Annotated in this window: 20 protein-coding genes, 1 tRNA gene and 1 pseudogene; 13 read left to right on the top strand and 9 right to left on the bottom strand. The window is 63.1% G+C overall.

Annotation, left to right across the window (positions count from 1 at the left end; genetic code table 11):
- The first annotated feature begins 214 nt into the window (after positions 1-214).
- Positions 215-508 carry a PepSY domain-containing protein gene (locus BGO16_RS08560; RefSeq protein WP_292618199.1) on the top strand — a complete coding sequence of 98 codons (294 nt, stop codon included), beginning with the start codon at positions 215-217 and terminating at the stop codon, positions 506-508.
- Here BGO16_RS08560 and BGO16_RS18135 read toward each other — a convergent pair.
- Together BGO16_RS18135 and BGO16_RS08555 are read right to left on the bottom strand one after the other, a co-directional pair.
- A pseudogene (locus BGO16_RS18135) lies at positions 487-666 on the bottom strand (hypothetical protein); the annotation flags it as partial. The gene BGO16_RS08560 and the pseudogene BGO16_RS18135 sit on opposite strands and share 22 nt — an antisense overlap.
- A 145-nt stretch (positions 667-811) precedes the next feature.
- Positions 812-887 (bottom strand) — tRNA-Ile (locus BGO16_RS08555).
- 445 nt (positions 888-1332) lie between these two features.
- On the opposite strand from BGO16_RS08555, the gene clpS reads away from it, so the two are divergent.
- Positions 1333-1638 (top strand): ATP-dependent Clp protease adapter ClpS, encoded by a 306-nt coding sequence (gene clpS, locus BGO16_RS08550; protein ID WP_292618198.1) that lies wholly within the window; start codon positions 1333-1335, stop codon positions 1636-1638.
- 15 nt (positions 1639-1653) lie between these two features.
- On the opposite strand, the gene aroC is transcribed toward clpS, so the two are convergent.
- Together aroC and BGO16_RS08540 are read right to left on the bottom strand one after the other, a co-directional pair.
- Entirely contained in the window at positions 1654-2745 is a 1092-nt protein-coding gene (gene aroC, locus BGO16_RS08545) for a chorismate synthase (RefSeq protein ID WP_292618197.1), read from the bottom strand.
- Positions 2746-2899: 154 nt separating this feature from the next.
- Positions 2900-3493 (bottom strand): histidine phosphatase family protein, encoded by a 594-nt coding sequence (locus BGO16_RS08540; RefSeq protein ID WP_292618196.1) that lies wholly within the window; start codon positions 3491-3493, stop codon positions 2900-2902.
- Positions 3494-3686: 193 nt separating this feature from the next.
- On the opposite strand from BGO16_RS08540, the gene BGO16_RS08535 reads away from it, so the two are divergent.
- Complete coding sequence (locus BGO16_RS08535) at positions 3687-4520, top strand: alpha/beta hydrolase (protein ID WP_292618195.1); 834 nt, start codon at positions 3687-3689, stop codon at positions 4518-4520.
- 82 nt (positions 4521-4602) lie between these two features.
- On the opposite strand, the gene BGO16_RS08530 is transcribed toward BGO16_RS08535, so the two are convergent.
- Both BGO16_RS08530 and BGO16_RS08525 read right to left on the bottom strand, forming a co-directional pair.
- A complete protein-coding gene (locus BGO16_RS08530) occupies positions 4603-5574 on the bottom strand; it encodes a J domain-containing protein (RefSeq protein ID WP_292618194.1) in 972 nt (323 codons plus the stop codon).
- 211 nt (positions 5575-5785) lie between these two features.
- Positions 5786-6310: an RT0821/Lpp0805 family surface protein gene (locus BGO16_RS08525; RefSeq protein WP_363091708.1), complete on the bottom strand. Its 525-nt coding sequence runs from the start codon at positions 6308-6310 to the stop codon at positions 5786-5788.
- Here BGO16_RS08525 and pdxH point away from each other — a divergent pair.
- Both pdxH and BGO16_RS08515 read left to right on the top strand, forming a co-directional pair.
- Entirely contained in the window at positions 6309-6950 is a 642-nt protein-coding gene (gene pdxH, locus BGO16_RS08520; protein WP_292618192.1) for a pyridoxamine 5'-phosphate oxidase, read from the top strand. The two genes, BGO16_RS08525 and pdxH, sit on opposite strands and share 2 nt — an antisense overlap.
- On the top strand, positions 6947-7738 hold the full coding sequence (locus BGO16_RS08515; RefSeq protein WP_292618191.1) for an SDR family oxidoreductase: 792 nt from the start codon (positions 6947-6949) through the stop codon (positions 7736-7738). Before pdxH ends, BGO16_RS08515 begins: the two co-directional genes overlap by 4 nt.
- A 389-nt stretch (positions 7739-8127) precedes the next feature.
- On the opposite strand, the gene BGO16_RS08505 is transcribed toward BGO16_RS08515, so the two are convergent.
- On the bottom strand, positions 8128-9114 hold the full coding sequence (locus tag BGO16_RS08505; protein ID WP_292618190.1) for a magnesium transporter CorA family protein: 987 nt from the start codon (positions 9112-9114) through the stop codon (positions 8128-8130).
- A 347-nt stretch (positions 9115-9461) separates the two neighbouring features.
- Here BGO16_RS08505 and BGO16_RS08500 point away from each other — a divergent pair, with 347 nt between their 5' ends.
- On the top strand, positions 9462-10139 hold the full coding sequence (locus tag BGO16_RS08500) for a L,D-transpeptidase (protein WP_292618189.1): 678 nt from the start codon (positions 9462-9464) through the stop codon (positions 10137-10139).
- A gap of 106 nt (positions 10140-10245) precedes the next feature.
- On the opposite strand, the gene BGO16_RS08495 is transcribed toward BGO16_RS08500, so the two are convergent.
- Positions 10246-11322, bottom strand: coding sequence for an extensin family protein (locus BGO16_RS08495; RefSeq protein ID WP_292618188.1), 1077 nt, complete (start codon positions 11320-11322; stop codon positions 10246-10248).
- Positions 11323-11454: 132 nt separating this feature from the next.
- Here BGO16_RS08495 and BGO16_RS08490 point away from each other — a divergent pair, with 132 nt between their 5' ends.
- On the top strand, positions 11455-13083 hold the full coding sequence (locus BGO16_RS08490) for a fatty-acid--CoA ligase (protein ID WP_292618187.1): 1629 nt from the start codon (positions 11455-11457) through the stop codon (positions 13081-13083).
- 104 nt (positions 13084-13187) lie between these two features.
- On the opposite strand, the gene BGO16_RS08485 is transcribed toward BGO16_RS08490, so the two are convergent.
- Positions 13188-14069 (bottom strand): pirin family protein, encoded by an 882-nt coding sequence (locus tag BGO16_RS08485; RefSeq protein ID WP_292618186.1) that lies wholly within the window; start codon positions 14067-14069, stop codon positions 13188-13190.
- 121 nt (positions 14070-14190) lie between these two features.
- On the opposite strand from BGO16_RS08485, the gene BGO16_RS08480 reads away from it, so the two are divergent.
- The 6 genes from BGO16_RS08480 (at position 14191) to BGO16_RS08455 (ending at position 23520) form a co-directional block, all read left to right on the top strand.
- A complete protein-coding gene (locus tag BGO16_RS08480; protein ID WP_292618185.1) occupies positions 14191-15129 on the top strand; it encodes a LysR family transcriptional regulator in 939 nt (312 codons plus the stop codon).
- Between the two features lie 219 nt (positions 15130-15348).
- On the top strand, positions 15349-16200 hold the full coding sequence (locus BGO16_RS08475) for a DUF1499 domain-containing protein (protein ID WP_292618184.1): 852 nt from the start codon (positions 15349-15351) through the stop codon (positions 16198-16200).
- Between the two features lie 213 nt (positions 16201-16413).
- Complete coding sequence (locus BGO16_RS08470) at positions 16414-18888, top strand: TonB-dependent siderophore receptor (RefSeq protein WP_292618183.1); 2475 nt, start codon at positions 16414-16416, stop codon at positions 18886-18888.
- A gap of 245 nt (positions 18889-19133) precedes the next feature.
- Complete coding sequence (locus BGO16_RS08465) at positions 19134-19664, top strand: RNA polymerase sigma factor (RefSeq protein WP_292618182.1); 531 nt, start codon at positions 19134-19136, stop codon at positions 19662-19664.
- Positions 19665-19739: 75 nt separating this feature from the next.
- The gene (locus BGO16_RS08460) at positions 19740-20723 is read left to right on the top strand and encodes a FecR family protein (RefSeq protein WP_292618181.1); all 984 of its coding nucleotides are present in this window, start codon (positions 19740-19742) and stop codon (positions 20721-20723) included.
- 316 nt (positions 20724-21039) lie between these two features.
- Entirely contained in the window at positions 21040-23520 is a 2481-nt protein-coding gene (locus tag BGO16_RS08455; protein ID WP_292618180.1) for a TonB-dependent siderophore receptor, read from the top strand.
- Positions 23521-23648: the final 128 nt, after the last annotated feature.

Genomic DNA, 23648 nt, shown 5'->3' with positions numbered 1-23648 from the left:
GAGATGACCATAAAAAGAGCTTAAAGAAGCAAACACGAATGGCAATTCCAAACCTTCCCGAGCCCGCATATGGTTCGTGGTTCACGGCTGGCTGGCGCTGCCGATCTGGGCGTTTCTGTTCTTCGTCTGCTTGACCGGATCGATCGCAACCATTAGCGAAGAAATCGTATAGCTGGCGAACCCCGCAGCGCGGGCTAACGCCCCAAAGGGAGACGTGCGGCTTCTTAGCTACGACGAGGTACTAGCGGCGGTGGAGCGCGAAGAGCCTGGCGCACGAGTACGCACGATCTCCCGACCGGTGAAATCGATCTTTGCTCTAACCGTCTCTGTCATTCGTCCCGACGGTGCCTCCAGCACGCTGTGCGTCAACCCCTATACCGGCGCGGTGCAGGGCGAACAGAGCGCGTTCGACTTCCGGCAATTTGTGCGCGCGCTACATGGCTGGCTTCTCTGTCCGGGGACGGATTCCGAATTGGCTGGTACGTCCCAGCGCGCCCGCGCGTCCTGAACCATCTGATCGCCGGAGACGGACGCGGCGTATTGTTGAGGGTAGAGCTGCTTGACCTGCTGCTCCAGCGTCCGCGCTGCCGTCAGCGCGTTCTGGCTGTAGTTGCTGGGATCGAACACCACGAGCGCTGGCCCGAAGGCTTCTTCCCGCTCATGCATCTCCGATCGAGCGGAACATGTGTCAACATTTGTTGACGTTACGAACACTTTACGATCAGGTCACCCGCATTGTGCCGACAAGCAGCCATCCAGGTCTGGCCACAAAGTGACGTGGGGAGGTCAATATCACGACTGGGAAAACTACTGGTGGGCCCGGAGGGACTCGAACCCCCAACCAGACCGTTATGAGCGGCCGGCTCTAACCATTGAGCTACAGGCCCGGGCCGGAGGTCGCGCATGCAACCGCCCGGCGCAGCCATCCCTTACAATGTCGGACGCCGCGCGGCAATCGGTGTCCAGACGCCGAGAATCGTCCGCGATGTCCAGCACGCGACCCCGGCACAGCGGCGCGAAATCGCCGCCAGGCACCCCGACGCGAGCCGCGGCACCGCGAAACCGGCCCGGGGTTGAGCCAGGTCCTGTCCGGGCGCAAGCACCGTCCACCAAAAATACACAACTGGAGATGAAAATCGAAAAAGTCCCCTGGACACGGCCGTGGGCCTTAGCGGAAGGCTGGGTGGCGCCGGATAACCCTGCCCCCTTTTGCAGTGGCCGCCCACGCTATATCCTGCGGGTTATCTTCTTTGTCGGTTGCAGTTCCGTATTTGACGCGTCTTTCGGCGCGAGCCGGTGCCCGAAACCACTTCAGTCGAAGATTGAGCCGGAATGAGCCATACCGCCATCAAACCGCGGACAAAGGTTGAAACCAGAACCGAGCGCCCGCGTCTGCACAAGGTCATTCTGCATAACGACGACTACACGCCGCGCGAATTCGTCGTGGCGGTACTGAAGGCCGAATTCGGCATGACCGAGGATCATGCGCACAATGTGATGATCACCGCGCACCGACTCGGCTCCTGCGTCGTCGGCGTGTTCGCAAAAGACATTGCAGAGACCAAGGCCACCCGCGCCACCGACGCCGGTCGTGAAATGGGTTTTCCGCTGCTGTTCACCACCGAGCCGGAAGAATAGCGGCTTCGAGGAGCGTCAGCGCGCGCCCATCTGGCCGCGATGACGCAGGAAATGGTCGGCCAGCACGCAGGCGACCATGGCTTCGCCCACCGGCACCGCCCTTATCCCGACGCAGGGATCGTGGCGGCCTTTGGTCAAGATATCGGTTTCGGTGCCGTTGCGATCGACGGTCTTGCGCGGCGACAGGATCGATGAGGTCGGCTTGACAGCAAACCGCGCCACCACCGGCTGGCCGGTCGAGATGCCACCCAGAATGCCGCCGGCATGGTTCGAGGTGAACACCGGACCGTCATTGCCCATCCTCATCTCGTCCGCATTCCCCTCGCCGGTCAGCGCGGCGGCATCGAAGCCCGCGCCGATCTCGACGCCCTTCACCGCATTGATGCTCATCAGCGCCGCGGCGAGATCGCCGTCAAGCTTGGCATAGATCGGCGCGCCAAGTCCTGCGGGCACGCCTTCGGCCACCACTTCGATCACGGCGCCGATCGAGGATCCGCTCTTGCGGATGCCATCGAGATAGCTTTCGAAAAACGCGGCCTTGTCGCTGTCGGGACAGAAGAACGGATTCCTCGCGGTTTCGTCCCAGTCCCATTTCTCGCGGTCGATCTTGTGCGGCCCCATCTGCACCAGCGCGCCGCGCACGCTCATGCCCGGGATGATCTTGCGCGCGATGGCGCCGGCCGCAACCCGCATCGCCGTCTCTCGCGCCGAAGACCGCCCGCCGCCGCGATAGTCGCGCAGCCCATACTTTGCCTCATAGGTGAAATCGGCGTGGCCGGGGCGAAACTTGTCCTTGATCTCGGAGTAGTCCTTCGAGCGCTGGTCGGTGTTCTCGATCAGCAGCCCGATCGGCGTGCCGGTCGTCACCTGCTCGCCGCTATCGGGATGCGGCATCACTCCGGACAGGATCTTCACCGCGTCTGCCTCCTGCCGCTGCGTGGTGAAGCGCGACTGGCCGGGACGTCGCCGATCGAGATCGCGCTGGATTTCCTCCACGGTGAGCGGCAGCAACGGCGGACAGCCGTCGACCACGCAGCCGATCGCAACCCCATGGCTCTCGCCAAAGGTCGTGACGCGGAACAGATGGCCGAAGGTGTTGTGGGACATAGCTTAAGCAGGCCCGCGATGGGATCGGTCAGAACCGACTTCTGATCGTTTGGTAACGTGCGGAGTCCGGTGCGTCAAACCTCCCCTGAAGCCCCCGCCCTCGCCTTGCTCGGAAAACCCTCTCCCGCAAGGGAGAGGGAAAACGCTGTCCTGGCTAGCTATGCTTCGCCAGTCCATCCTCGCGCAGGACATACACAGCGCCCTGCTCGATCCGCAGACTGGCGGCGGCTTGCGGCGTCTGGAGGCCGAGCACCACCAGCAGCGCTCGAGCCGTGCCGCTATGCGCCACTGCGACCGTGCCCGACTTCAGCGAGTGATACCAGTCACGCAACCGCGCCGTGGCCGAGGCGTAGCTTTCGCCGCCCGGCGGCGCCACGCTCCATTTGTCGGCCTCGCGGGCTGCAAAGACCTCGGGATGAGCGGCCTTCATCTGCGCCAGGGTCAGGCCTTCCCAGTGGCCGTAACCGACCTCGCGCAACCGGTCGTCGACTGAATAGTCATGCGGCGGCAGGCTCAGTGCACCGCGCATCAATTCCATGGTGCCGCGCGCGCGGGACAGCGGGCTCGTGACGAAGCCCAATCCAAGGGGATCGCGCCCCTCGCGCGCAAACAGCTTGCGCAGAATGTCACCCGCCTTCACCGCCTCGGCGCGGCCGAGATCATTGAGCGGAATGTCCTGCAGTCCCTGGAAGCGGCCATCGGCGTTCCATTCGGTCTTGCCGTGGCGGATGTAGTAGATGGTGTGCATATCAAGAGGACAGGATCTGGCATCGGCAGGGCGGGTTGCTGCGGGATATACACCATTTCGGCCCGACGACATACATCAGCGGCGATACGCCGCTGAACTGCGGCCACGGCATCGAGAACGAAGACGCAAGCCTCTTTCCCAGCCGATACATTTTGGTCATGGTCCGCACCACATCATGCGCGGAGGGGGATTTATGGCAACGACCGGAAGCATCACCACGGACGCGGGCCGGATCGCGTACCGCCAATCCGCCGGCACCGGCAGCGCCATCGTTCTGGTTCACGGCAACTCGGCCTCCTCGAAGGCTTTTGCGCAACAACTGGATGGCAATCTCGGCAGGGCGCATCGCGTGATCGCATTCGACCTGCCGGGACATGGCGAGTCCGACAATGCGGCCGATCCCAACTCCACCTACACCATGCCGGGCCATGCGCGCGTGATGCGCCATGTCGCCGAGCACCTGGACGCAGGGGACGCAATTTTCGTCGGCTGGAGCCTCGGCGGACATATCGTGCTGGAGGCCGCACCCGACCTGCCGCGGGCCAAGGGTTTTGCAATCTTCGGCACGCCGCCGTTTGCGTTTCCGCCCGCGGTCAAGCAGGCGTTCCTGATGCATCCGGCGATGGCCTGCACCTTCGCGCAGGATCTCACCGAAAAACAGGCTAAAGGCTATGTCGCCGCGGCTTTCAGGCCGGGCGTCGCCGACCTGCCGGCTTTCATGATCGACGATGTCCTGCGAACGGACGGCCGCGCCCGCAAGACTCTCGGCGCGAGCATCACGCCGGAGGGCTTCCGTGACGAGGTCGAGGTTATCGCTAGCCTGACCCGGCCGCTCGCGGTGCTGCACGGCGCGGAGGACCAGCTCATCAACGGCGATTATGTCAGGACGCTGGCGATGCCGACGCTGTGGCGCGGGGCAGTCCAGAGTATCCCCGACGCCGGCCATATCCCGCAGTGGGAGCAGGCCGACACCTTCAACGCGCTGCTCAATGCGTTTGCCAGCGACTGCGAACGACAAGAAGGCTAAATACTTTTCCGGTCATGCCAAATTGGCGAACGCGGGTGCGGACGGAGCACACAAACCGCATCGATGCTTTCGCTCGAATGCTCTATCCCTGATCGCGGCGGGGATTGTAGGGGTGCGCGTCGCGCCACTTCTCCATCAAGCCCTCAAGCTCGGCGTCGTTGCCGTCAGGCAGGATGATGCGCGTGGTGACGAACAGATCCCCGGATGCGCCGCCCTTCGGAATGCCTTTACCCTTGAGACGAAAGGTGCGGCCGCCGGAGGTATTCTTCGGAATGGACAGTTCGACCGCGCCGCCGAGCGTCGGCACTCGCACCTTGCCGCCGAGCACCGCCTCATAGAGGGTAATCGGCAAATCCGCGCGCAGGTCGTTGCCATCGACTTTGAAGACCGGATGCGGCGCCACGGTCACCGTGATGAGGAGATCGCCAGGGCGATGGCCGGGCGCGGTGTCGCCCTGTCCCCTCAGCCGAATCTGCTGGCCGTTAATGACGCCGGCCGGAACCCTGACGTTGAGTTCCTTGCCGCTGGGCAGACGGATGCGCTTGTCGCCACCCTTGACCGATTCTTCCAGCGACACCGTCATGGTGACATTGAGATCGAGATCAGGCGCGCCGAAGGTGCTGGTGTCGAAGTCGAACTGCGCGCCGCCGCGGCGTCCGCCCCGCGCACCGCCGGCCGGACCGCCACCGAACATGGTGTTGAGGATGTCCTCAAATCCACCGCCGTCATAGCCGGGGCCGCCACTTCCGCTGCGAAAGCCATACTGCTCGAAGCCACCGCCGGGCCGCGAGCCGCGCGGACCACCGCCGCCGGGGAAACCTTGAAAGCGCGGCTTGCCGTCGGCACCGATCTCGCCGCGGTCGAACTGCTTGCGCTTGGCCTCGTCACCGAGGATCTCGTTGGCGGTATTCAACTCCGCGAAACGTTCGGCGGCCTTCGGATCGTTCTTGTTGGCATCGGGATGATGCTTCTTCGCGAGCTTGCGAAAAGCACTTTTGATCGCCGCCGCGCTGGCGCCCCGCTGCACCCCCAAGACCTCATAGGGGTCGCGCATCCGTCTCAGTCTCCTTCAGGAAATTCGGACCATGGGCCCCCGGACCCACGTCTCTATCATCTGGGGCATCCGTGGCATTTTTGCAACGGGCCGGCGGGCCATTCGCCCCTGCAATCTATAGCCTTTTCGAGCAATGTGGGCACGACGCGTCGAGAAACACCCAGAAAAAGCCGAGCCGGCTTTTTAAGTCCATGCAGGCGGGAAAAGAACGCTAGCTTCGCTGCCAGGGTTTGAGCGACTGGATTTCCCACCGGCCGCCACCTGACCTGCAGGCGGCGCCCTGCAGCCAGCTTTCGGAATTTCCGTTAACGTAACTCGCCAAAAAATCGCGGCAGGTGCGACCCTCAGCCGTATAGGCCTGCGCCAACGGCGTTACCGAGCCCCGCGCGCCGGTCGAGGGATTTTCCCATGGCTGGCTCGCGTCCTTGCTTCCTTTGGTCAAGACGTCGGAGGCGGCGGTGCGGGCGAAGGCGAGATCGGTATCCGTCGGACCGGTGCGTGCGGGCGCTCCGATCGACCCGGTGGCGTCTCCCCCCGTCATCTGCGCGAAGGCCCCCTCGTTGCGCGCCAAACTGCAACCTCCGGCCGACGCCCCGATCAGGATCGCCGTCACCATCGCCGCGGCGGGCCTGATCGCAAATAGGCCAACGCGCGGACGTGCCCTATCCAGGTTTGCCCTGTATAAGGACCGCAACGGACTATCGACGATGGACCGGCGCAACCTGGACTCCCACATGAACGACACCACGCACATCAAGGACACAAGCCAGTTAACGTCCGGTGATTTCACGGAGAGCCCGGAGCCGTTTGCACTGTTCGCGGCGTGGTTCGCGGAAGCCGCCGCGTCGGAACCCAACGACCCCGACGCCATGGCGCTCGCCACCGTCGACGCGGACGGCCTGCCCGACGTGCGCATGGTGCTGATGAAGGGCTACGATACGCAGGGCTTCGTGTTCTACAGCCACATCGCCAGCGCCAAGGGCCGCGAACTCGCCGCGAACCCCAGAGCCGCGCTGCTGTTTCATTGGAAGTCGCTGCGCCGGCAGGTCCGCGTGCGCGGACCGGTGGCGCCCGTCACCGACGCCGAGGCCGATGCCTATTTCGCCACCCGCCCGAAGCAGGCGCAGATCGGCGCCTGGGCCAGCAGGCAGTCGCAGCCGCTGGAAAGCCGCTTTGCATTTGAACAGGCGATCGCGAAGGAAGCCGCAAAATACATTGTCCGCAGCGTGCCGCGGCCGCCGGGCTGGAGCGGCTGGCGGATCGCGCCGATGCAGTTCGAATTCTGGCACGACCGCCCGTTCCGCCTGCACGACCGCATCCAGTTCCGCCGCACGGCGCCTGACGCGCCGTGGACCAAGACAAGGCTGTACCCATGACCCCCGACAAGGCAAACCCTCGAACCGATATGGCGACGGTGGTCGACCCCAACGCGCCGCGCCGCACGCTGCTGCTGACCGGCGCGAGCCGCGGCATCGGCCATGCGACCGTGATCCGCTTTTCCAGCGCGGGGTGGCGCGTTATCACCTGTTCGAGGCATCCTTTTCCGGAGCAGTGCCCGTGGGATGCCGGGCCCGAGGATCACATTCAGGTCGACCTGTCCGACCCTGAAAATACGATGCAGGCGATTCAGGAGATCCGCTCCCGGCTCGAGGGCGGCAGACTGCACGCGCTGGTCAACAATGCCGCGATCTCGCCGAAGGGCGAAGGCGGCGCGCGGCTCGGCTCGCTGAACACCGACATGGAAACCTGGGAGAAGGTGTTCCGCGTCAACTTCATGGCGCCGATCATGCTGGCGCGCGGACTGATCGGCGAATTGAAGGCCGCGAAGGGTTCCGTCGTGAACGTCACCTCGATCGCCGGCTCGCGCGTGCATCCATTCGCGGGCGCGGCTTATGCGACCTCGAAAGCGGCGCTGGCCTCGCTGACCCGCGAGATGGCGGCGGACTTCGGCCGCATCGGCGTGCGCGTCAATGCGATCGCGCCGGGCGAGATCGACACCACGATCCTGTCGCCGGGCACCGAGAAAATCGTCCAGCGGCAGATCCCGCTGCGCCGACTCGGCACGCCGGATGAGGTGGCGAAGATCGTCTACGTGCTGTGCACGGAGACGAGTTCATACGTCAACGGGGCCGAGATCCACATCAACGGCGGCCAGCACGTATAGCTTCGCCGCAGCACCGGTCACTCCGCACAAAACCGGCGTGGTGGCGCCCGTAGCGCGGACGTCCCGACTTCCGCGCTGGAACAATCGTCATCGCTCTCGCCATCGAGCAGCGCGGCGCCGCAATGCCGACATGTGCGCGCGGGCGAACGACGCACGGTGCCGTTGTCCGAGCCGAATCGACGCAACTGTTGATAGCTGCGAAAATCGAGGACATTACGATCCCCCGTTATGATTTTCTCAACCATTGCGGTCCCCGTGATTTCATTCACAGGTTATGGCAGCAATTTTTTTTGAAAACCGTTCAGGCGAACGCTCAAATTTTACGAGGAAAAATGTGGCGGACGTGCGCGATCTTCAATCGCGCAAACTCCGCATTGCCTTACTTCCGCTCACAGCCACTTCTTCCACTTGAACACCATGTAGGGCAGCACCGCGGCGATCACCATCATGGCTAGCGCAAACGGATAGCCGTGCGGCCATTCCAGTTCCGGCATCATCTTGAAGTTCATGCCGTAGACCGAGGCGATCAGCGTCGGCGGCATCAAGACCACCGCCATCACCGAAAACAGCTTGATGATGTTGTTCTGCTCAAGATTGACGACGCCGAGCATCGCATCGAGCACAAAGGTGATCTTGTTCGACAGATAGGAGGCGTGATCGGTCAGCGAGGCGACGTCGCGCTGCATGGTCTTGAGTTGCGCGCGCATCTCCTTCGACCATCTAATGCTGTCGGATTCGGTGGCGGTCGCGACGAAGGTGACGAGGCGGCCGATCGAGACAAGGCTCTCGCGGACCTTCGAGGTGAGGTCGCCCTTACGGCCGATCGCGATCAGGATTTCGGAATAGCGCTTGGCGTGACCGGTGCGCGCGGATTCATCCGGCTCGAAGATATCGTGGCTGACCTGATCGACGTCGGCGCCGGCGCGCTCAAGGATGTCGGCGCAGCGGTCGATCACGGCGTCGAGCAGTTCGAGCAGCACACCCTCGCCGGTCAGGCCGTGCGGGGCGGCGCGCGCGAGCTTGTTTTCCACCAGCATGAAAGGCCTCGGCGCATCGTGGCGCACGGTGACGAGTCGATGGTTGGACAGGATGAAGGTGACCGGGGTGATGCGCGGCGCGCCGGTCTCGCTGCCGCACATCAGGCTCGCGGTCATGTAGCGCGCGCCCTTCTCAAGGTAGAGGCGGCTGGATATCTCGATCTCCTGCATATCCTCCCGGGTCGGCACCGCGATCCCGACCAGCCGCTCCACGGCGCGATCCTCGCCCAGGGTCGGCTTCTCGAGATCAATCCACACCGCGTTATCGGGCAGCGCGGCAAGATCGTCCGGGCAGGTCTTCAGCAGCGCGGTTCCGACCGGCGCGAAGATCGAGAGCATGGAACCTCCGGAGATGACGGCGTGGGTTCCGCGCGTGACGCGGACAATCTGAAGTGCGCCAGATCGCATCGATTTGGCAAGCCGCAAAGGCCGCCGCGGTGGCCGGATGCCGTTTGCCTGCCGCGGTACCGCACGCATCCCGCTTGGAGCGGAGGGAACAGCGGCGACGTCCCTACGGCGAGCCGCATTTTTGCGGCAAAAATACCACAGATACGACGCTGCGTAGCGGCAGAATCTTCTAAGTGCTGGAGTTTCGGGGAAGTTTGACAATAATAGATGGCAGAGGAATCGTGGCGGTTCGGGTGCAAGCGACCACGATTCAACGGGGTATTTGGAAGAAGACCACAATGTCGTCTTTTCGGGTTATGCTTGGAATCCTGGCCGCGGGCCTGATGCTGTCAGGCTGCATGCAGGCCACGCATTACGAGGCCGCCAGCACCAGCAACTTGAAGCCGCGCGACAGGGAGTTGCTGTCGAAGGTTTCCTACGTGAGGACGCCGGTGGCCGCGCCGTTCCGCCGCGCCATCGTCGACTATCATCGCAAGGAAACGCCCGGCTCGATCGTGGTCGATTCCGACAACCACTACCTCTATTACGTTCTCGATGGCGGCAAGGCGATCCGTTACGGCATCACCGTCGGCGAAGAAGCGATGGCGTGGTCCGGCATCGCGAAGGTGGGCTCCAAGACCGAATGGCCGGCCTGGCACCCGACGCCTGGCGAAATCGAACGCCTCGGCGTGCCGAAGTTCGTGCCTCCGGGTCCCGACAATCCGATGGGATCGCGGGCGATGTATCTTTACGCCAACGGCAAGGACACGCTGTTCCGCATCCATGGCACCAACCAGCCGGAATATATCGGCGCATCGATTTCATCGGGCTGCATCCGCATGACCAACGAGGACGTCATCGATCTCTACGATCGCGTCAGGCTGGGAACGGTGGTGGTCGTGCTTGAGCCGCATCACGGCGACTCCCCATACAGTTCCAGGATGGCGTTGCAGGGCGGCGGCGGCAGTTTTAACTGATCGAAACCACTTCCCAAATTTGTAAAAGCGCCGGTTCACCGGCGCTTTTGTTTTTCTCCGCCGTCTGTTTCCACGAATTGGACGTGGAAAGCATTATAACTGGCTATCAGTCGAACAACGGCCTGAGAAACAGCGGCACGTCAGAGTGCCGCCTGCGCTTGCGTTTCACAGGCTTTGCGGTTGAAAGTCGCGTTGACGGCCCCGAAGCAGATGGCGACGACCCCGTTTTGCCAGCCGCATCTGCGGCCGCAGGTCGCTTCCGAGGGTCGGGGACCACCTTCCGAGCGTCGGGGACCACCTGCGCCGGTGGAGATGCCACGGGCACCACTCGTGGTGAGGGTGAGGCGGCACGAGACGTCGCCGCATGTTCCGGTGGCGCTTCCAGCGCCTTGCCCTTTTCTTCCACCATTTCGCGCGGTGATGCTTCCGCCGGGCGTTCGGCTGGCAGCAACGGCGCGAGCACGGGCATCGGATCATGGATCGCCCATTGACAGATCCGGTAGCCGTTCCGGCGTTCGGCGAGATCGAGATGGATGTGGTCTTCGTGGTACCCGTCCGAGCCCGGCCCCAGCACGGTCATGAACCGCATGCAGGCCGACTTCATCATCGTTTCACGCAACTCGTGCGGGACGTTACGATCGGTCAGCGCAATGGTCCGGCCATTGGCAAGCCTGATCGCACGAATATCGAGCGCATTGGCGCGCCCGTGCTCGGACAGTTTTGCACCGGCAACCCGGTTGCGTCCCCGGCATTCGAACGAATCAAAATTGTCGAGTTCGCTGACACGACTTCCCAGCCCCTCCGCCAGCGAGGCCATGTCGGTGCGAATCCAGTCGGCGATCGCAGACGCCATCGAACAGCGCAGCGTGGCGGCCGGTTTGACAGGGACGCGGCTTCGATCCGCCAGCACGACCGCTTCGAGCCGCACCAGATCGTCACCACCGCACGCGCCCGGGCCGATGATGGCGGGAACGCTCGGGGCGATGGCCACAGCATCGGTCAACGCCAGACGGCAGGCTGAAGGCGCTGTCGGCATTTCAGACATCGTCGGTGCGGTCTCGCTCGCCTGCCTGCCTTCCTGTCCCGCGGGCGCCAGTGCGGCGGGGCGAGGTTGCGGCAACGGAATCCTGGTTGCCGCTGACACCGCCGCCGGCAACATAACGACGGCGGCGAACACAACCATGGCCAATCGGTCGCGGCCCAATCCTGTGCAAGGCCGTATGCGACGCGTCATCCCCGCGTTAAACTTGTTCATGCTACCCCCTTGCAAGGCCACGATAACCGACGCCGGGCGCGGATCAGGAGGGATATTCGAATGCACGGCTTGATGCAGGACTGGCCCTTGCTGTGTCATCGGATCATCGATCATGCGGCGAAGGTTCATGGCAAGCGCGAGGTGGTGACGCGATCGGTCGAGGGTCCGATCCATCGGACGAACTACGCCGACATTCGCCGTCGCGCACTGAAAGTCGCGCAGCGGCTCGATCGTGAAGGCATCAAGCTCGGGGATCGCGTCGCCACGATCGCATGGAATACCTGGCGTCATCTGGAGACCTGGTACGGCATCATGGGCATCGGCGCCGTCTGCCATACCGTCAACCCCCGTTTGTTTCCTGACCAGATCGCCTGGATCATCAACCATGCGCAAGACCGCATCGTGATGATCGATATCACGTTCATTCCCATCCTGGAAAAGATCGCCGGCAAGTTGCCGAGCGTCGAACGCTACATCGTTCTCACCGACAGCGCGCACATGCCGCCGACCACCTTGAAAAACGCGGTCGCATACGAGGACTGGATCGCGGAAGCGGACGGCGACTTTGCCTGGACGATGTTCGACGAGAATACCGCGGCGGCGATGTGCTACACCTCCGGAACCACGGGCGATCCGAAGGGCGTCGTGTATTCGCATCGCTCCAACGTGCTGCACGCGATGATAGCCAACTCCGGCGACGCGCTGGGTGCGGCATCGAAGGATACTTTGCTGCCGGTGGTGCCGTTGTTCCATGCCAATAGCTGGGGTATCGCGTTCTCGGCGCCGGCCATGGGCACCCGGCTGGTGATGCCGGGCGCCAGGCTCGACGGCGCATCGGTCTACGAACTGCTGTCGACGGAGAAGGTCACCGTCACCGCCGGCGTGCCCACCGTGTGGCTGATGCTGTTGCAGCATATGGAAAAGAACAACCTGAAGCTGCCGGACCTCAAGGTTCTGAACTGCGGCGGCTCGGCGATGCCGCGCTCGACGATCAAGGCCTTCGACGACATGGGCGTCGAGGTTCGCCACGCGTGGGGCATGACGGAAATGTCGCCGCTTGGCACGGTGGGCGCGCTGCAGGGCGACTTCAGCCACCTCCAAGGCGACGCCAGGCTGGACCGGTTGCAGATGCAGGGATATGCGCCGTTCATGGTCGAAATGAAGATCACCGACGACGACGGCAAGGAACTGCCGTGGGACGGCAAGACTCCGGGACGGCTCAAGGTGCGAGGGCCCGCGATCTCCGGCGCCTACTATCGCATCAAGGACGATATCCTCGACGCGCAGGGCTTCTTCGACACCGGCGACGTCGCCACCATCGACGAGCAAGGCTACATGCGGATCACGGACCGATCGAAGGACGTGATCAAGTCGGGAGGCGAATGGATTTCCTCAATCGATCTGGAAAATCTCGCGGTCGGCCATCCCAAGGTGGCGGAAGCCGCCGTGATCGGCGTGCCTCATCCGAAGTGGGGCGAACGCCCGCTCCTGATCCTTCAGCTCAAGGAGCGTGAGAGCGTGACGCGCGAGGAGATTCTCGGGTTCATGGACGGCAAGATCGCCGGGTGGTGGATGCCCGACGACGTCGCCATCGTCGACAGCATCCCCCACACCGCCACGGGAAAGATCCTGAAAACGGCGCTGCGCGAACAGTTCAAGGACTACAAGCTGCCAAGCGCCGCGGCGTAAGTCACCCCCGTCAAGGAGACACCCCATCGAGGAGAGACACCCCATCGAGGAGCGACAATGTCAAAAGCGGGAAGCGGCGTACCGCCTCCCGCGTGCCGGTTCGATCAGACGTCAGACGCGACCGGCTCCAAGGTTCCAAAACGGCCGCTCTGGAAATCGATCATGGCCTGACGAATTTCGTCCGTCGTGTTCATGACGAACGGGCCTTGCATCACCACCGGCTCCTCGATCGGTTCGCCCGAGAGCACCAGCACCGCGGCTTCGCCGTTGGCTTCCAGCCTCACTTCGCCGCCGCTGCGGTCGAGCAACGCGAACTGCGCCTCACGCGCGATCTCGCCGCCGTTCACCAGCACCGTGCCCTTGAGCACCACCACCGCGACGGTATGGCCCCCGCGCGGATTGATCGTCGCGATGCCGTTGCGGTTGAGCTTCACGTCGTAAATGTCGATCGGGGTGAAAGTCTTCGCCGGTCCCTTTCGGCCGTCGAACTCGCCCGCAATCACCCGCAGCCTGCCGGCGCCGTCCGGAAGATCGACCGCCGGAATGTCGGCGTCGAGCAAGGTCTGGTAGCCGGGATCAGCGTTCTTCGCTTTGGCCGGCAGGTTGACCCAGAGTTGCACCATCTCCAGCATGCCGCCCTTTTTGGTGAAGGCGCGCGAGTGGAACTCCTCATGCAGGATGCCTGAGGCTGCCGTCATCCACTGCACGTCGCCCGGCCCGATCAGCCCGCCGTTGCCGGTGGAATCGCGGTGTTCGACCTCGCCCTGATAGACGATCGTGACGGTCTCGAAGCCGCGATGCGGATGAACGCCGACGCCGCGCGGCTGCTCGGCCGGGGCGAAATTCGCCGGGCCGGCATAGTCCAGCAGCAGGAACGGACTGACATGGTCGCCGTGGCTGGCGTGCGAGAATAGCGATCGCACCGGAAAACCGTCGCCCACCCAATGCTGCCGGGGACCGCTGAAAACACCGAGAACCTTTCGCATGATGAACCTCCTTCGGCGCGGCCGGAATCGGCCGCTGTGTGTTGCCATGGAGGATATTGGCGAGACAAATAGCCCGGTAGCTGGCAATACCGCGCCTCACTGTCCTATAAATGAGACAATGATGCGAGACCTCAACGATCTCTATTATTTCGCGCAGGTGGTCGATCACGGCGGCTTCGCCGCAGCCGCCCGCGCACTGGGAATGCCGCGCTCCCGGCTGAGCCGCCGCATCGCGGCTCTGGAGGACCGGCTGGGGGTGCGGCTGATCCAGCGTTCGACCCGGCGCTTCAGCGTGACCGAGATCGGGCAGGATTATTACCGCCACTGCGTTGCGATGCTGGTGGAAGCCGATGCGGCGCAGGAACTGATCGACCGCTCGCGCGACAAACCACAAGGCGTCGTTCGCATGAGCTGCCCGCCACCGCTCCTGTACTTTCAGGTCGGCGAGATGGTCGCCCGCTTCATGGCCGAGTGTCCGGACGTCGAGGTGCATCTGGAAAGCACGCCGCGCCGGGTCGACGTAATCGCCGAGGGCTTCGACATCGCGCTGCGCGTGCGCTTTCCACCGCTGGAGGACAACGATCTGGTGATGCGCGTGCTGGCCGAGAGCACACAGCGGCTGGTGGCAAACCCAACGCTGCTGAAAGGACTGAGCCACCCGCCCGTTCCCGCCGATCTCGTGATGCTTCCGAGCATCGGGTGGGGGCCGCCGCATCAGCGTCACCAATGGTGCCTCGACGGCCCCAGTGAGGCCACCGCGCTGATCCCCTATTCGCCACGCCTGATCACGGAAGATATGGTGGCGCTACGCTTTGCGGCCTTGCACGGCATTGGCGTCGGGCAGTTTCCGACCATGGTGGTGAAGGCCGACCTCGACGCGGGCGCGCTGGTGGACGTGCTCCCGCAGTGGAGACCCCGCGCCGGCATCGTCCACGCGGTGTTCTCGTCACGACGCGGGTTGCTGCCTTCGGTGCGGGCGCTGCTGGATTTCCTGGCGGCCGAGTTCGCCGCACTCGCCCGCGCCGACGCCGACGTTTCGCCGCATGACAAAATGCGCTAGTGGAATTTGGATTTGACATTCGCATCGCTAACTCGCGGGTCGAATGAGGTCGCGAATGTCAAATTCAATCCACCAGAGCATGATCCCGAAAAGTAGAAAACCGGTTTTCGGAAAAGGTCATGCTCAAATATAAAGATAAACGACGGGTCTGATTCAACGTATTGAAACAGACCCCAGGTGATCCCGCGACGAACCACCTGTCGCAACGAGATGCGCCCCATGGCTCGCAGGTTTTCCGCACCGTATCAATCCGAACCGTTCTCCGCGCTGGCGACGTGGTCGAGACGGCTTGCGGTGTTCTCGGCGATCGCGACGGTGGTCTCCGTCATGGTCGTCAGGTTCGGCTTCCTCGAGACCAAGTTTGCGCTGGCGACGCTGTTCGGCGCACTCGCCTTCGCGGGACTGTCGATCCTGGCGGCGTTCGCGGGCCTGGTGGCGATCTGGCGGGACGGCTCGCGCGGCATAGGCCGCATCCTGACCGCGCTGCTTCTGAATACGCTGGTGCTGGCCTATCCTGCATACCTTGCCGTGCGGTATCGCAGCCTGCCGGCGATCCACGACATCACCACCGATCCGATCAATCCGCCGCAGTTCGAGGAACTGGCGCGGCTGCGCGGCACCGATGGCGCCAATACCGCCGTCTACGCCGGTCTCTATTCCGCCGAGCAACAGCGCTTGGCCTATCCGGAGATCGAACCGGTCGAGTTGGACCTGACGGCCCAACGTGCCTTCGACATCGTCCAGAAACTTGTCGCCCGGCGCAAATGGCTGGTGATCGATGCACGCGCGCCGCAGCCGCGGCAGCCCGGCCATATCGAGGCCGTAGCGAAAACGCCGGTCCTGGGACTGCGCGAGGACATCGCGATCCGCATCGCGCCCGACAGCGACGGGTCGCGGGTCGACATCCGTTCTGCGTCGCGTTATTTCGAACACGATCTCGGCAGCAATGCCGAGCGCGTCAGCAAATTGATCGACGATATCAATACCGCCGCGGAAAACATCGTCGAGAAGCCGACGAAGCAGCCGCGCGCGCCGGTCAAGACTCCCGTCAAGGGCGAAGGCAAGCGATAGGGGCCAGAGCCTGACCCCGAGAGGCTGAAATCGCGTGCCGGATAAGGCGCCGAGTTAGAATCGCTCAAAATTTTTTTCTTTCCTTTTAGATCGCCCCCCGCCGCGCGTCTTGCCTGCGAGGAGATGATAGCGGTGAGCCGCTGCTCCTCGCCTCGCTGCCCCTTCCAGGGCTTGCTGAGAGAGTTTGACCGAGAGGCAAGGGGGACTTGGGGAATGGCCGTTATCAATAGCGGCGGAACGCCGAGAGGCATCCGCCGATTGTCGCGCGCGCTTCTGATGTCAGCGGCGATCGGTGCATTGACTTTACCCGTAATGCCGGGAACCAGAAGCGCCTCAGCACAGTCGCAGGCTCGCAATTTCGCCATTCCCCCACAGCCCTTGTCGTCGGCGCTGCGTGCGTTCGCCGATCAGTCGGGAATGCAACTCGCTTATCGGACGGCCGACCTCAGCGGCATCCGCTCCCCCGGCTTTTCCGGGACCGCATCTGGCGGACAGGCGCTTGCGCGGCTCCTCACCGGCACCGGCGTGACCTACACCGTCACCGGCGCCAACACCGTCACCATTCAACAACCCTCGGCCGCGATCGGCGGCGCGGCGCCGGCCGGCGCCATCTCGCTCGACACGATCGATGTACAGGGAGCCTCGACGAGCGATCCCGGCATGACCGAAGGCACCGGCTCCTACACGCCAAGCGTGACCGCGAGCGCGACCCGGCTTCAACTCACGCCGCGCGAAACGCCGCAGTCGATCAGCGTCATCACACGCCAGCAGATCGAGGATTTCAACCTGAACACCGTCGACGACGTGATGCGCCAAACCCCCGGCATCTCGACGGTGACGTATGAAAACGAGCGCGTCGAATATTACGCGCGCGGCTTCGCCATCCAGAATTTTCAGGATGACGGAATGCCCGGCCACTACGACAGCGGCTATCCCGCCGGCCAGTCGCTCAGTGACACGGCGATGTATGATCGGGTGGAGGTGCTGAAGGGCGCGAACGGCCTGATGACCGGCAGCGGCGATCCCGGAGCCACCGTCAACCTGATCCGCAAAAAGCCGACCCGGACTTTTCAGGGGCACGCCACTCTCAGCGGCGGCTCCTGGGATACCTATCGCGGAGAAATCGACCTGAGCGGTCCGCTGAACAAGGAAGGGACCGTGCGCGGCCGCTTCGTTGCAACCCATCAGGATCGCGGATCCTACATGGATCATTTCACGAACCGCGGCTCGCTGGTCTACGGCATTCTCGAAGCCGATCTGACTCCGGACACGCTGTTCACGGTGGGCGCGCACTATCAGCGCAACCAGCCGAAGGGGACATCCTTCGGCGGCATTCCGCTGTTCGACAGCAACGGCGACTTCAACGACATGCCTCGCTCCTTCAATCCCGGCGCGCGCTGGAGCAGTTGGGAACAGTATGTCTACAGCGTGTTCACCACGCTGGAGCATCGCTTCGACAACGAATGGCGCGTCAAGGTGCAACTCAAGCGCCAGATCAACGGCTACGACACCCAGCTCGGCTCCGCGAGCAACGGCAACCCCAATCCTCTGGACGGGTCCGGCGTCAGCATCTGGTCCGGAGCGTTTCTCGGCAAGACCCAGCTCGACGTCGCCGAAGCCTATGCCACCGGCCCCATCTATTTGTTCGAGCGCAAGCATGACCTCGTTTTTGGAGGAAGCATTTCCAGAAGACATTGGGTCAATTCGATTTCCTCAGCCGATCCTGCCTATGACCCCACGGTTCCGAACTTCTACAGCTGGACCGGGAACATTCAGGAGCCGGCATGGGTCCTCGACGGAACGGGTAACGAACTGGTGCAGAACCGCGCAGCCTATGCCGCCTTCCGGTTCAACCCGCACGACCGGCTGAAGCTGATCGCCGGCACGCGCCTTGTGCACTACGAATCCGCGCAGCGTCCCTATTGGGATCCTGCGAATGAACAGCGCATCGACAAGTCGGTGGTGGTGCCTTACTTCGGCGCGATCTTCGACATCAATGAGCACATCTCGATCTACGGCAGTCATACCGGCATCTTCCAGCCGCAATATGAGCAGACCGAACAGGGATTAACCCTGCCGCCGCGGGAAGGCACCAGCAACGAGGTTGGGCTAAAGTCCGCTTTCTTCAACGGACGTCTGAACTCCAGCGCCGCCTATTTCGAGATCGAGCAGAACAACTATCCGGTCGAAACAGGCGGCCTTGCTCCGGATGGCAATCCTGCCTATCGGGCGGTCGATGGCGTCGTCACCAAGGGGTTCGAGCTGGAAATCTCGGGCCAGCTCTCGCCGCAGTGGCAGATCCAGGCCGGCTTCACGCACAATATCTCGAAACGCGACAACATCAAGGTTTCGACGCTGACGCCCGAGAACCAGTTTACTCTCTATACCACCTACAAACTCGATGGCGCGCTCGACGGACTGACGGTCGGTGGCGGTGCGCGGTGGCAGGATATCACATGGAGCGATGAAGTCTGGAACGGGGTCATTGGCGAAGACGTCAGGAGCACGGCACCGAGCTATTGGGTCGTCGATCTGATGGCGAATTACAAGATCAACGAGAATCTTTCGGCCTCTCTCAATGTTCGAAACCTGTTCGACAAGAAATATTACTCAATTTACAACTGGTACAGCAGCTACACCTGGGGCGCGCCGCGCAGCCTGCAACTCAGCATGACGTACAAATTCTGATGGCCCACGTGTTCCGATCCTTTTGAAGGATGACGGTGAATTGCCGGAGTAAACCGGCAATGGCTGCATGGAAAGCGCTTCGAACTGAAGGGTCGGACTCATGCCCTCTGACCATTTTATTAGAAGCCATCTAAACTATCGACGTTGCGACGATTTTGCGGTTCTTCTATCAGGATTTGCGGAGGATCCTTCTCCGCTACGGCTGAAGGTTTGCCGCCGGCACTCCTGGAATCGCGCATCGCAGCATGGATACAGCGGCCACAACAGGCACCGATGATGACGTGATGTCGGTTTATCTCCGGCAATGGAAGGCGCTGTGCGCGCATTTGAAGAAGCGGACCGGGTCGCAGGAACTTGCTGAGGATGCGCTTCAGGAAACATGGCTGCGACTCGCGGGGATGAAGGGCGACGCCGTCGCGATTCACGATTATCACGCTTTCATTTTGCGGGTCGCCGGCAACATTGCGATCGACCTCGTCCGCAAGGAGCGGCGTCATAGCGTCCATTGCGTCAGTGACGAGGCGCTGCTGGCGGCGGTCGCGGATAACGCGCCGTCGCCGGAGATCTGCATCATCGATCGCGACCAGCTTCGTCTTCTGGCCCTTGCGCTGGCCCGGTTGCCAGCAAAGCCGCGGGCGGCGCTGCTCCTGAGCCGCTGCGATGGCCTGTCCCATCGGGAGATCGGCGCGCGGTTGAAGGTCTCGGAGAGCATGGTCGCGAAATATCTCGGGCAGGCGCTGCGCCATTGCCGCAATCATTACCGTCATCAGGTCTGATTTCTTTGCCGGACCGGTCTATGTTCGGCCGCCTCGCTTCGTCCTAGAAGAGGACCCGGCGCGTTGGGGCGCGGGATGAGGCCGGCGGGTGAAGGGCTGATTGCGATGAGGCCGGATAACGAGCGGCAAAAAGCCGATATTGCGCTGAGCGATGCCGCGATCGACTGGCTCGTCAGGCTCAAGTCCGGGCGGGCCACGGCCGACGATCATGCCGCTTTTGCGGCATGGCGGGGGCAGAGCGCGGAGCATGAAGTGGCGGCGTGCGAGGCCGAATCCATCTGGCATGGCGTCGGCGTTGCCGGCGATCGCGCCAAGAGGCTGGATCGAAAAGCGCGGCGTGCCAGGGTGACGCGACGGGCCGTGCTGGGCGGGGGAACGCTGGCGGTGGCCGGCTTTACTCTCGCGAAGTCCGGCGTCATCGGGCCACGGCTGCTTGCCGATTACGCCACGGACGTAGGAGAGCAGCGCACGGTCGCCCTCGCCGACGGGTCATCCGTGTTCCTCAACGCCAGATCGGCTTTGTCGGTGAAGTTCGGCGCGGCGGAGCGCCGGCTGTCCCTGCTGGAGGGCCAGGCAACCTTTGCAGTCGCGCACGATGCGGCCCGGCCTTTTATCGTCGAGGCGGGAGACGGGCAGACGCGCGCCGTCGGCACCGTTTTCGATATCGATATCCGCGCCGACGAAGCCATCGTGACGGTCGTGGAAGGCGTGGTCGCGATCACCACCGATGAGGCTCCCGACCCTGTCGTCGCGCGGGTGGATCAGCGTGTCCGTTACCTCAAGCGCGGACGACCCTCGGCGCCGGAGGCAGCCAATGCCGATATCGAAACGGCGTGGCGCCGCGGCAAACTGATCTTCAATCGTCGTCCGCTGGCGGATGTAGTGGCCGACATCGAGCGCTATCGCCGCGGGCAGATCGTCCTGGTGGGAGACGGGCTGCGGTCGCTGGAGGTGACGGGCGTCTTCGACCTCAACGATCCGGAAGCGATCCTGCGCACGATCGAGGACTCGCTGCCGGTGCGGATGACGCGGCTGCCCTTCGTCACCATCATTCGCTAAAGCGGTTCTCGATCAAACGAACCGATCCGCGCCCGTCAGTCCCGTGTCCCGGATGCAGCGCAGTATGAAATACTGCATTGCTGATCCGGAACCGTTCCAAGCTCAGCGTCTATGACGATCCCGGGTCTGCGGAGCACGGTCCGTACACGAGACGCGGCGCACCTCCGTCAAACCCGACAATAACGGAGATGAGCTTTTTTCACAAAAGCCGCTGCAAATTTCCGGGCGCCGTTTCGTCCTTGCTTCGGAGGGACGGTGCGGAAGCGTCATCGCCCGTAACCCTCACGCGCATCATTGGGGCAGCGGGCATCACAAAATGAGTCAGACAGGGGAAGCCGGGCGGGGCAAAGGTACGGTGTCCGCACTCAGGGATGTATTTCTGGGATCGGCGGCCGCTTTAGCGGTTGTGATGAGCGGTGCTGTCACCCAAGCGGCGGTCGCCCAGACTGGGTCGCCGCAGCAGGGAGCGTCGCAAGCGATCGCCTTCAACATCGGAGCGCAGGATCTCGGCAGCGCACTCAATGCGTTTGCCGACCGCGCCGGGCTGAGGCTGCTGTTCCCTTCAAATCTTGTCGCGGGACGGCGCAGCCCCGGCATCAAAGGGACGCTGACGCCCAACCAGGCGCTGACCCGCCTGCTCGCCGGATCGGGGCTTACCCACCGCTTCACCAGCGCGAATACCGTGACCATTGTCGACCCTTCCACGATCTCCGCCTCTGCCGCCGCCGGCGGGCTGCCGGCCGGCGCCATCCCGCTCGACACCATCGACGTGGAAGGCGAGACCGCGCGGGGTCCGGTCACCGGCTACGTCGCCAACCAGAGCATGACCGGCACCAAGACAGCGACGCCAATTGTCGAAATTCCGCAGTCGCTGTCGGTGATCGGCGCGGAACAGATACGCGACCAGAAGCTGGTTTCCAAATTCGACGATACCTTGCGGTATACGCCCGGCGTCGTGGCCGCGACTTTCGGGACGGATTTTCGCGATGACTGGTTCACGATCCGCGGATTTGACGCACAGAACGAGTCGCTGTTTCTCGATGGTCTGCAGCTTTTCTATTTTGGCTATGCCGGCTGGAAACTGCAGCCGTTCAATCTCGAGCGCGTCGAGGTGATGCGCGGGCCGTCGGCAATTCTCTACGGCGGATCGTCACCGGGCGGGCTGGTCAACGCCGTGAGCAAGCAGCCTCCCCTCGAGCCCATTCATTATATCGAGGCCGGCGTCAACAATTTCGGCAACGCCTACACCCAGTTCGACTTCGGAGGCCCCGTCGCGACGCAGCCGGGCAACGGCAAGATTCTCTACAGGATCGTCGGCCAGATCCAGGGCGGCGGCACGCAGACCAACTTCGTCAACGACGACAATTATTTCATCGCGCCGTCCGTGACCTGGCTGCCCGATGCCGACACCCGGCTGACCGTTTTCGCCATGTCGTCCTACAACAAGACGCGGGCGCTGAACTGGCTGCCTTATGTCGGCACCGTAACCGACGCTCCGTTCGGCCGGATCCCGACGAACCTGTTCACCGGCGACCCCGCCGTTGACCGTTACGCGCGGCAGCAACACATGGTCAGCTATCAGTTCGAGAAGAGCCTGTCGGACAATGCGACGTTCCGCCAGAACGGCCGCGCGGCGCACGTCGATGTGAACTACACCGGCCTTTACGGCATGGGCTACGCCACCACTCCGGAGGCCGCCGACCTCGCGCGGGGCAATTTCCTGGCCGCCTCGAAGGCGACACAACTCAACCTGGACAATCAGTTCGAGTATCGCTTCGCCACGGGCCCGTTCCGGCACACCGCGCTGATCGGGCTCGATCTCAAACACTACGCGCTCGACGACAAGGAAGGGGCCGGGCCGGCGACCGACCTGAATCTTCTCAACCCGGTCTATGGCACCAACACGGTCTTTGACGGCGATCCTTATCAGGACATCTATCTGACCCAGGGACAGGTCGGCCTCTACCTGCAGGACCAGATCAAGTGGAATCAGTTCACGCTGGTCCTGTCGGGCCGCAACGACTGGGTCAAGCTGGTCAACAACGACCGGATTTATACGCCGGTGAGTCGGCAGGACAGCAAATTTTCCGGCCGCGCCGGCCTGATCTACAATTTCGACAACGGTCTCGCGCCCTATGCGTCCTATGCCACGAGCTACAATCCCGTCATCGGCGTCGATGCCGCCGGCGAGTTGCTGCTGCCCGAGACCGGCGAGCAGACCGAAATCGGCGTGAAGTATCAACCTCCGGGCCTGAACGCGCGGTTCGGCATCGCCCTGTTCGATCTCAAGCGCAAGAATGCGCTGACGACCGATCCCAATAACCCGTTGTTCCAGACCCAGAACGGCGAGGTGACGTCGCGCGGCATCGAACTGGAAGCGCTTGCGAACATCACCCGCGATTTCAAGGTGGTTGCGAGCTACACCAACTACGAGCTGTTCGTCAGCAAGGATCTCGATCCCACCTTGATCGGCACGGTGCCGACCGCCAAGCCGCGGCAGGTCGCTTCGATGTGGATGGATTACACGTTCCGGGAGGGCTGGCTGGACGGCTTCGGTTTCGGCGGCGGCGTGCGCTACATCGGCTCGTCTTTCGCTGATGCGGCCAATACGCTTACGGTGCCGTCCGTTGTGCTCGGCGACCTTGCCGTTCACTACGAATGGGCAAAGAACTGGCGCGCGGCGATCAACGTCGTCAACATCGCCGACACCCAGTACGTCGCAAGCTGCGGCTTTCCCACGTCATGCTTCTACGGCGACCGGCGCCGCATTACCGGAAGCATTGCCTACCACTGGTGACATCGCGCTGCCGGACGCTGCGTCTCCGGGCGACCGAGAAAGCGGACGCGCCTCACGGCCCTCGTAGCCCCATGCTGCGCAGTATGGACTGCTGCGTTGCTGATCCAAGATCGTTCCACGCACGGCGG

The organism is Nitrobacter sp. 62-23 (assembly GCF_001897285.1).
In the GTDB taxonomy this organism is placed as follows: domain Bacteria; phylum Pseudomonadota; class Alphaproteobacteria; order Rhizobiales; family Xanthobacteraceae; genus Nitrobacter.
The sequence above is the reverse complement of the archived record's forward strand: the minus strand, read 5'-3'. Positions and strand labels throughout refer to the sequence as shown.

Coding starts and splice junctions, on each gene's coding strand:
- BGO16_RS08475 (WP_292618184.1), top strand. CDS start 15,349: ATGGCTCGCAGGTTTTCCGCACCGTATCAATCCGAACCGTTCTCCGCG.
- BGO16_RS08535 (WP_292618195.1), top strand. CDS start 3,687: ATGGCAACGACCGGAAGCATCACCACGGACGCGGGCCGGATCGCGTAC.
- clpS (WP_292618198.1), top strand. CDS start 1,333: ATGAGCCATACCGCCATCAAACCGCGGACAAAGGTTGAAACCAGAACC.
- BGO16_RS08540 (WP_292618196.1), bottom strand. CDS start 3,493: ATGCACACCATCTACTACATCCGCCACGGCAAGACCGAATGGAACGCC.
- BGO16_RS08470 (WP_292618183.1), top strand. CDS start 16,414: ATGGCCGTTATCAATAGCGGCGGAACGCCGAGAGGCATCCGCCGATTG.
- pdxH (WP_292618192.1), top strand. CDS start 6,309: ATGAACGACACCACGCACATCAAGGACACAAGCCAGTTAACGTCCGGT.
- BGO16_RS08465 (WP_292618182.1), top strand. CDS start 19,134: ATGGATACAGCGGCCACAACAGGCACCGATGATGACGTGATGTCGGTT.
- BGO16_RS08500 (WP_292618189.1), top strand. CDS start 9,462: ATGTCGTCTTTTCGGGTTATGCTTGGAATCCTGGCCGCGGGCCTGATG.
- BGO16_RS08505 (WP_292618190.1), bottom strand. CDS start 9,114: ATGCTCTCGATCTTCGCGCCGGTCGGAACCGCGCTGCTGAAGACCTGC.
- BGO16_RS08460 (WP_292618181.1), top strand. CDS start 19,740: ATGAGGCCGGCGGGTGAAGGGCTGATTGCGATGAGGCCGGATAACGAG.
- BGO16_RS08455 (WP_292618180.1), top strand. CDS start 21,040: ATGAGTCAGACAGGGGAAGCCGGGCGGGGCAAAGGTACGGTGTCCGCA.
- BGO16_RS08515 (WP_292618191.1), top strand. CDS start 6,947: ATGACCCCCGACAAGGCAAACCCTCGAACCGATATGGCGACGGTGGTC.
- BGO16_RS08485 (WP_292618186.1), bottom strand. CDS start 14,069: ATGCGAAAGGTTCTCGGTGTTTTCAGCGGTCCCCGGCAGCATTGGGTG.
- BGO16_RS08530 (WP_292618194.1), bottom strand. CDS start 5,574: ATGCGCGACCCCTATGAGGTCTTGGGGGTGCAGCGGGGCGCCAGCGCG.
- BGO16_RS08495 (WP_292618188.1), bottom strand. CDS start 11,322: ATGGTTGTGTTCGCCGCCGTCGTTATGTTGCCGGCGGCGGTGTCAGCG.
- BGO16_RS08480 (WP_292618185.1), top strand. CDS start 14,191: ATGCGAGACCTCAACGATCTCTATTATTTCGCGCAGGTGGTCGATCAC.
- aroC (WP_292618197.1), bottom strand. CDS start 2,745: ATGTCCCACAACACCTTCGGCCATCTGTTCCGCGTCACGACCTTTGGC.
- BGO16_RS08525 (WP_363091708.1), bottom strand. CDS start 6,310: ATGTGGGAGTCCAGGTTGCGCCGGTCCATCGTCGATAGTCCGTTGCGG.
- BGO16_RS08490 (WP_292618187.1), top strand. CDS start 11,455: ATGCACGGCTTGATGCAGGACTGGCCCTTGCTGTGTCATCGGATCATC.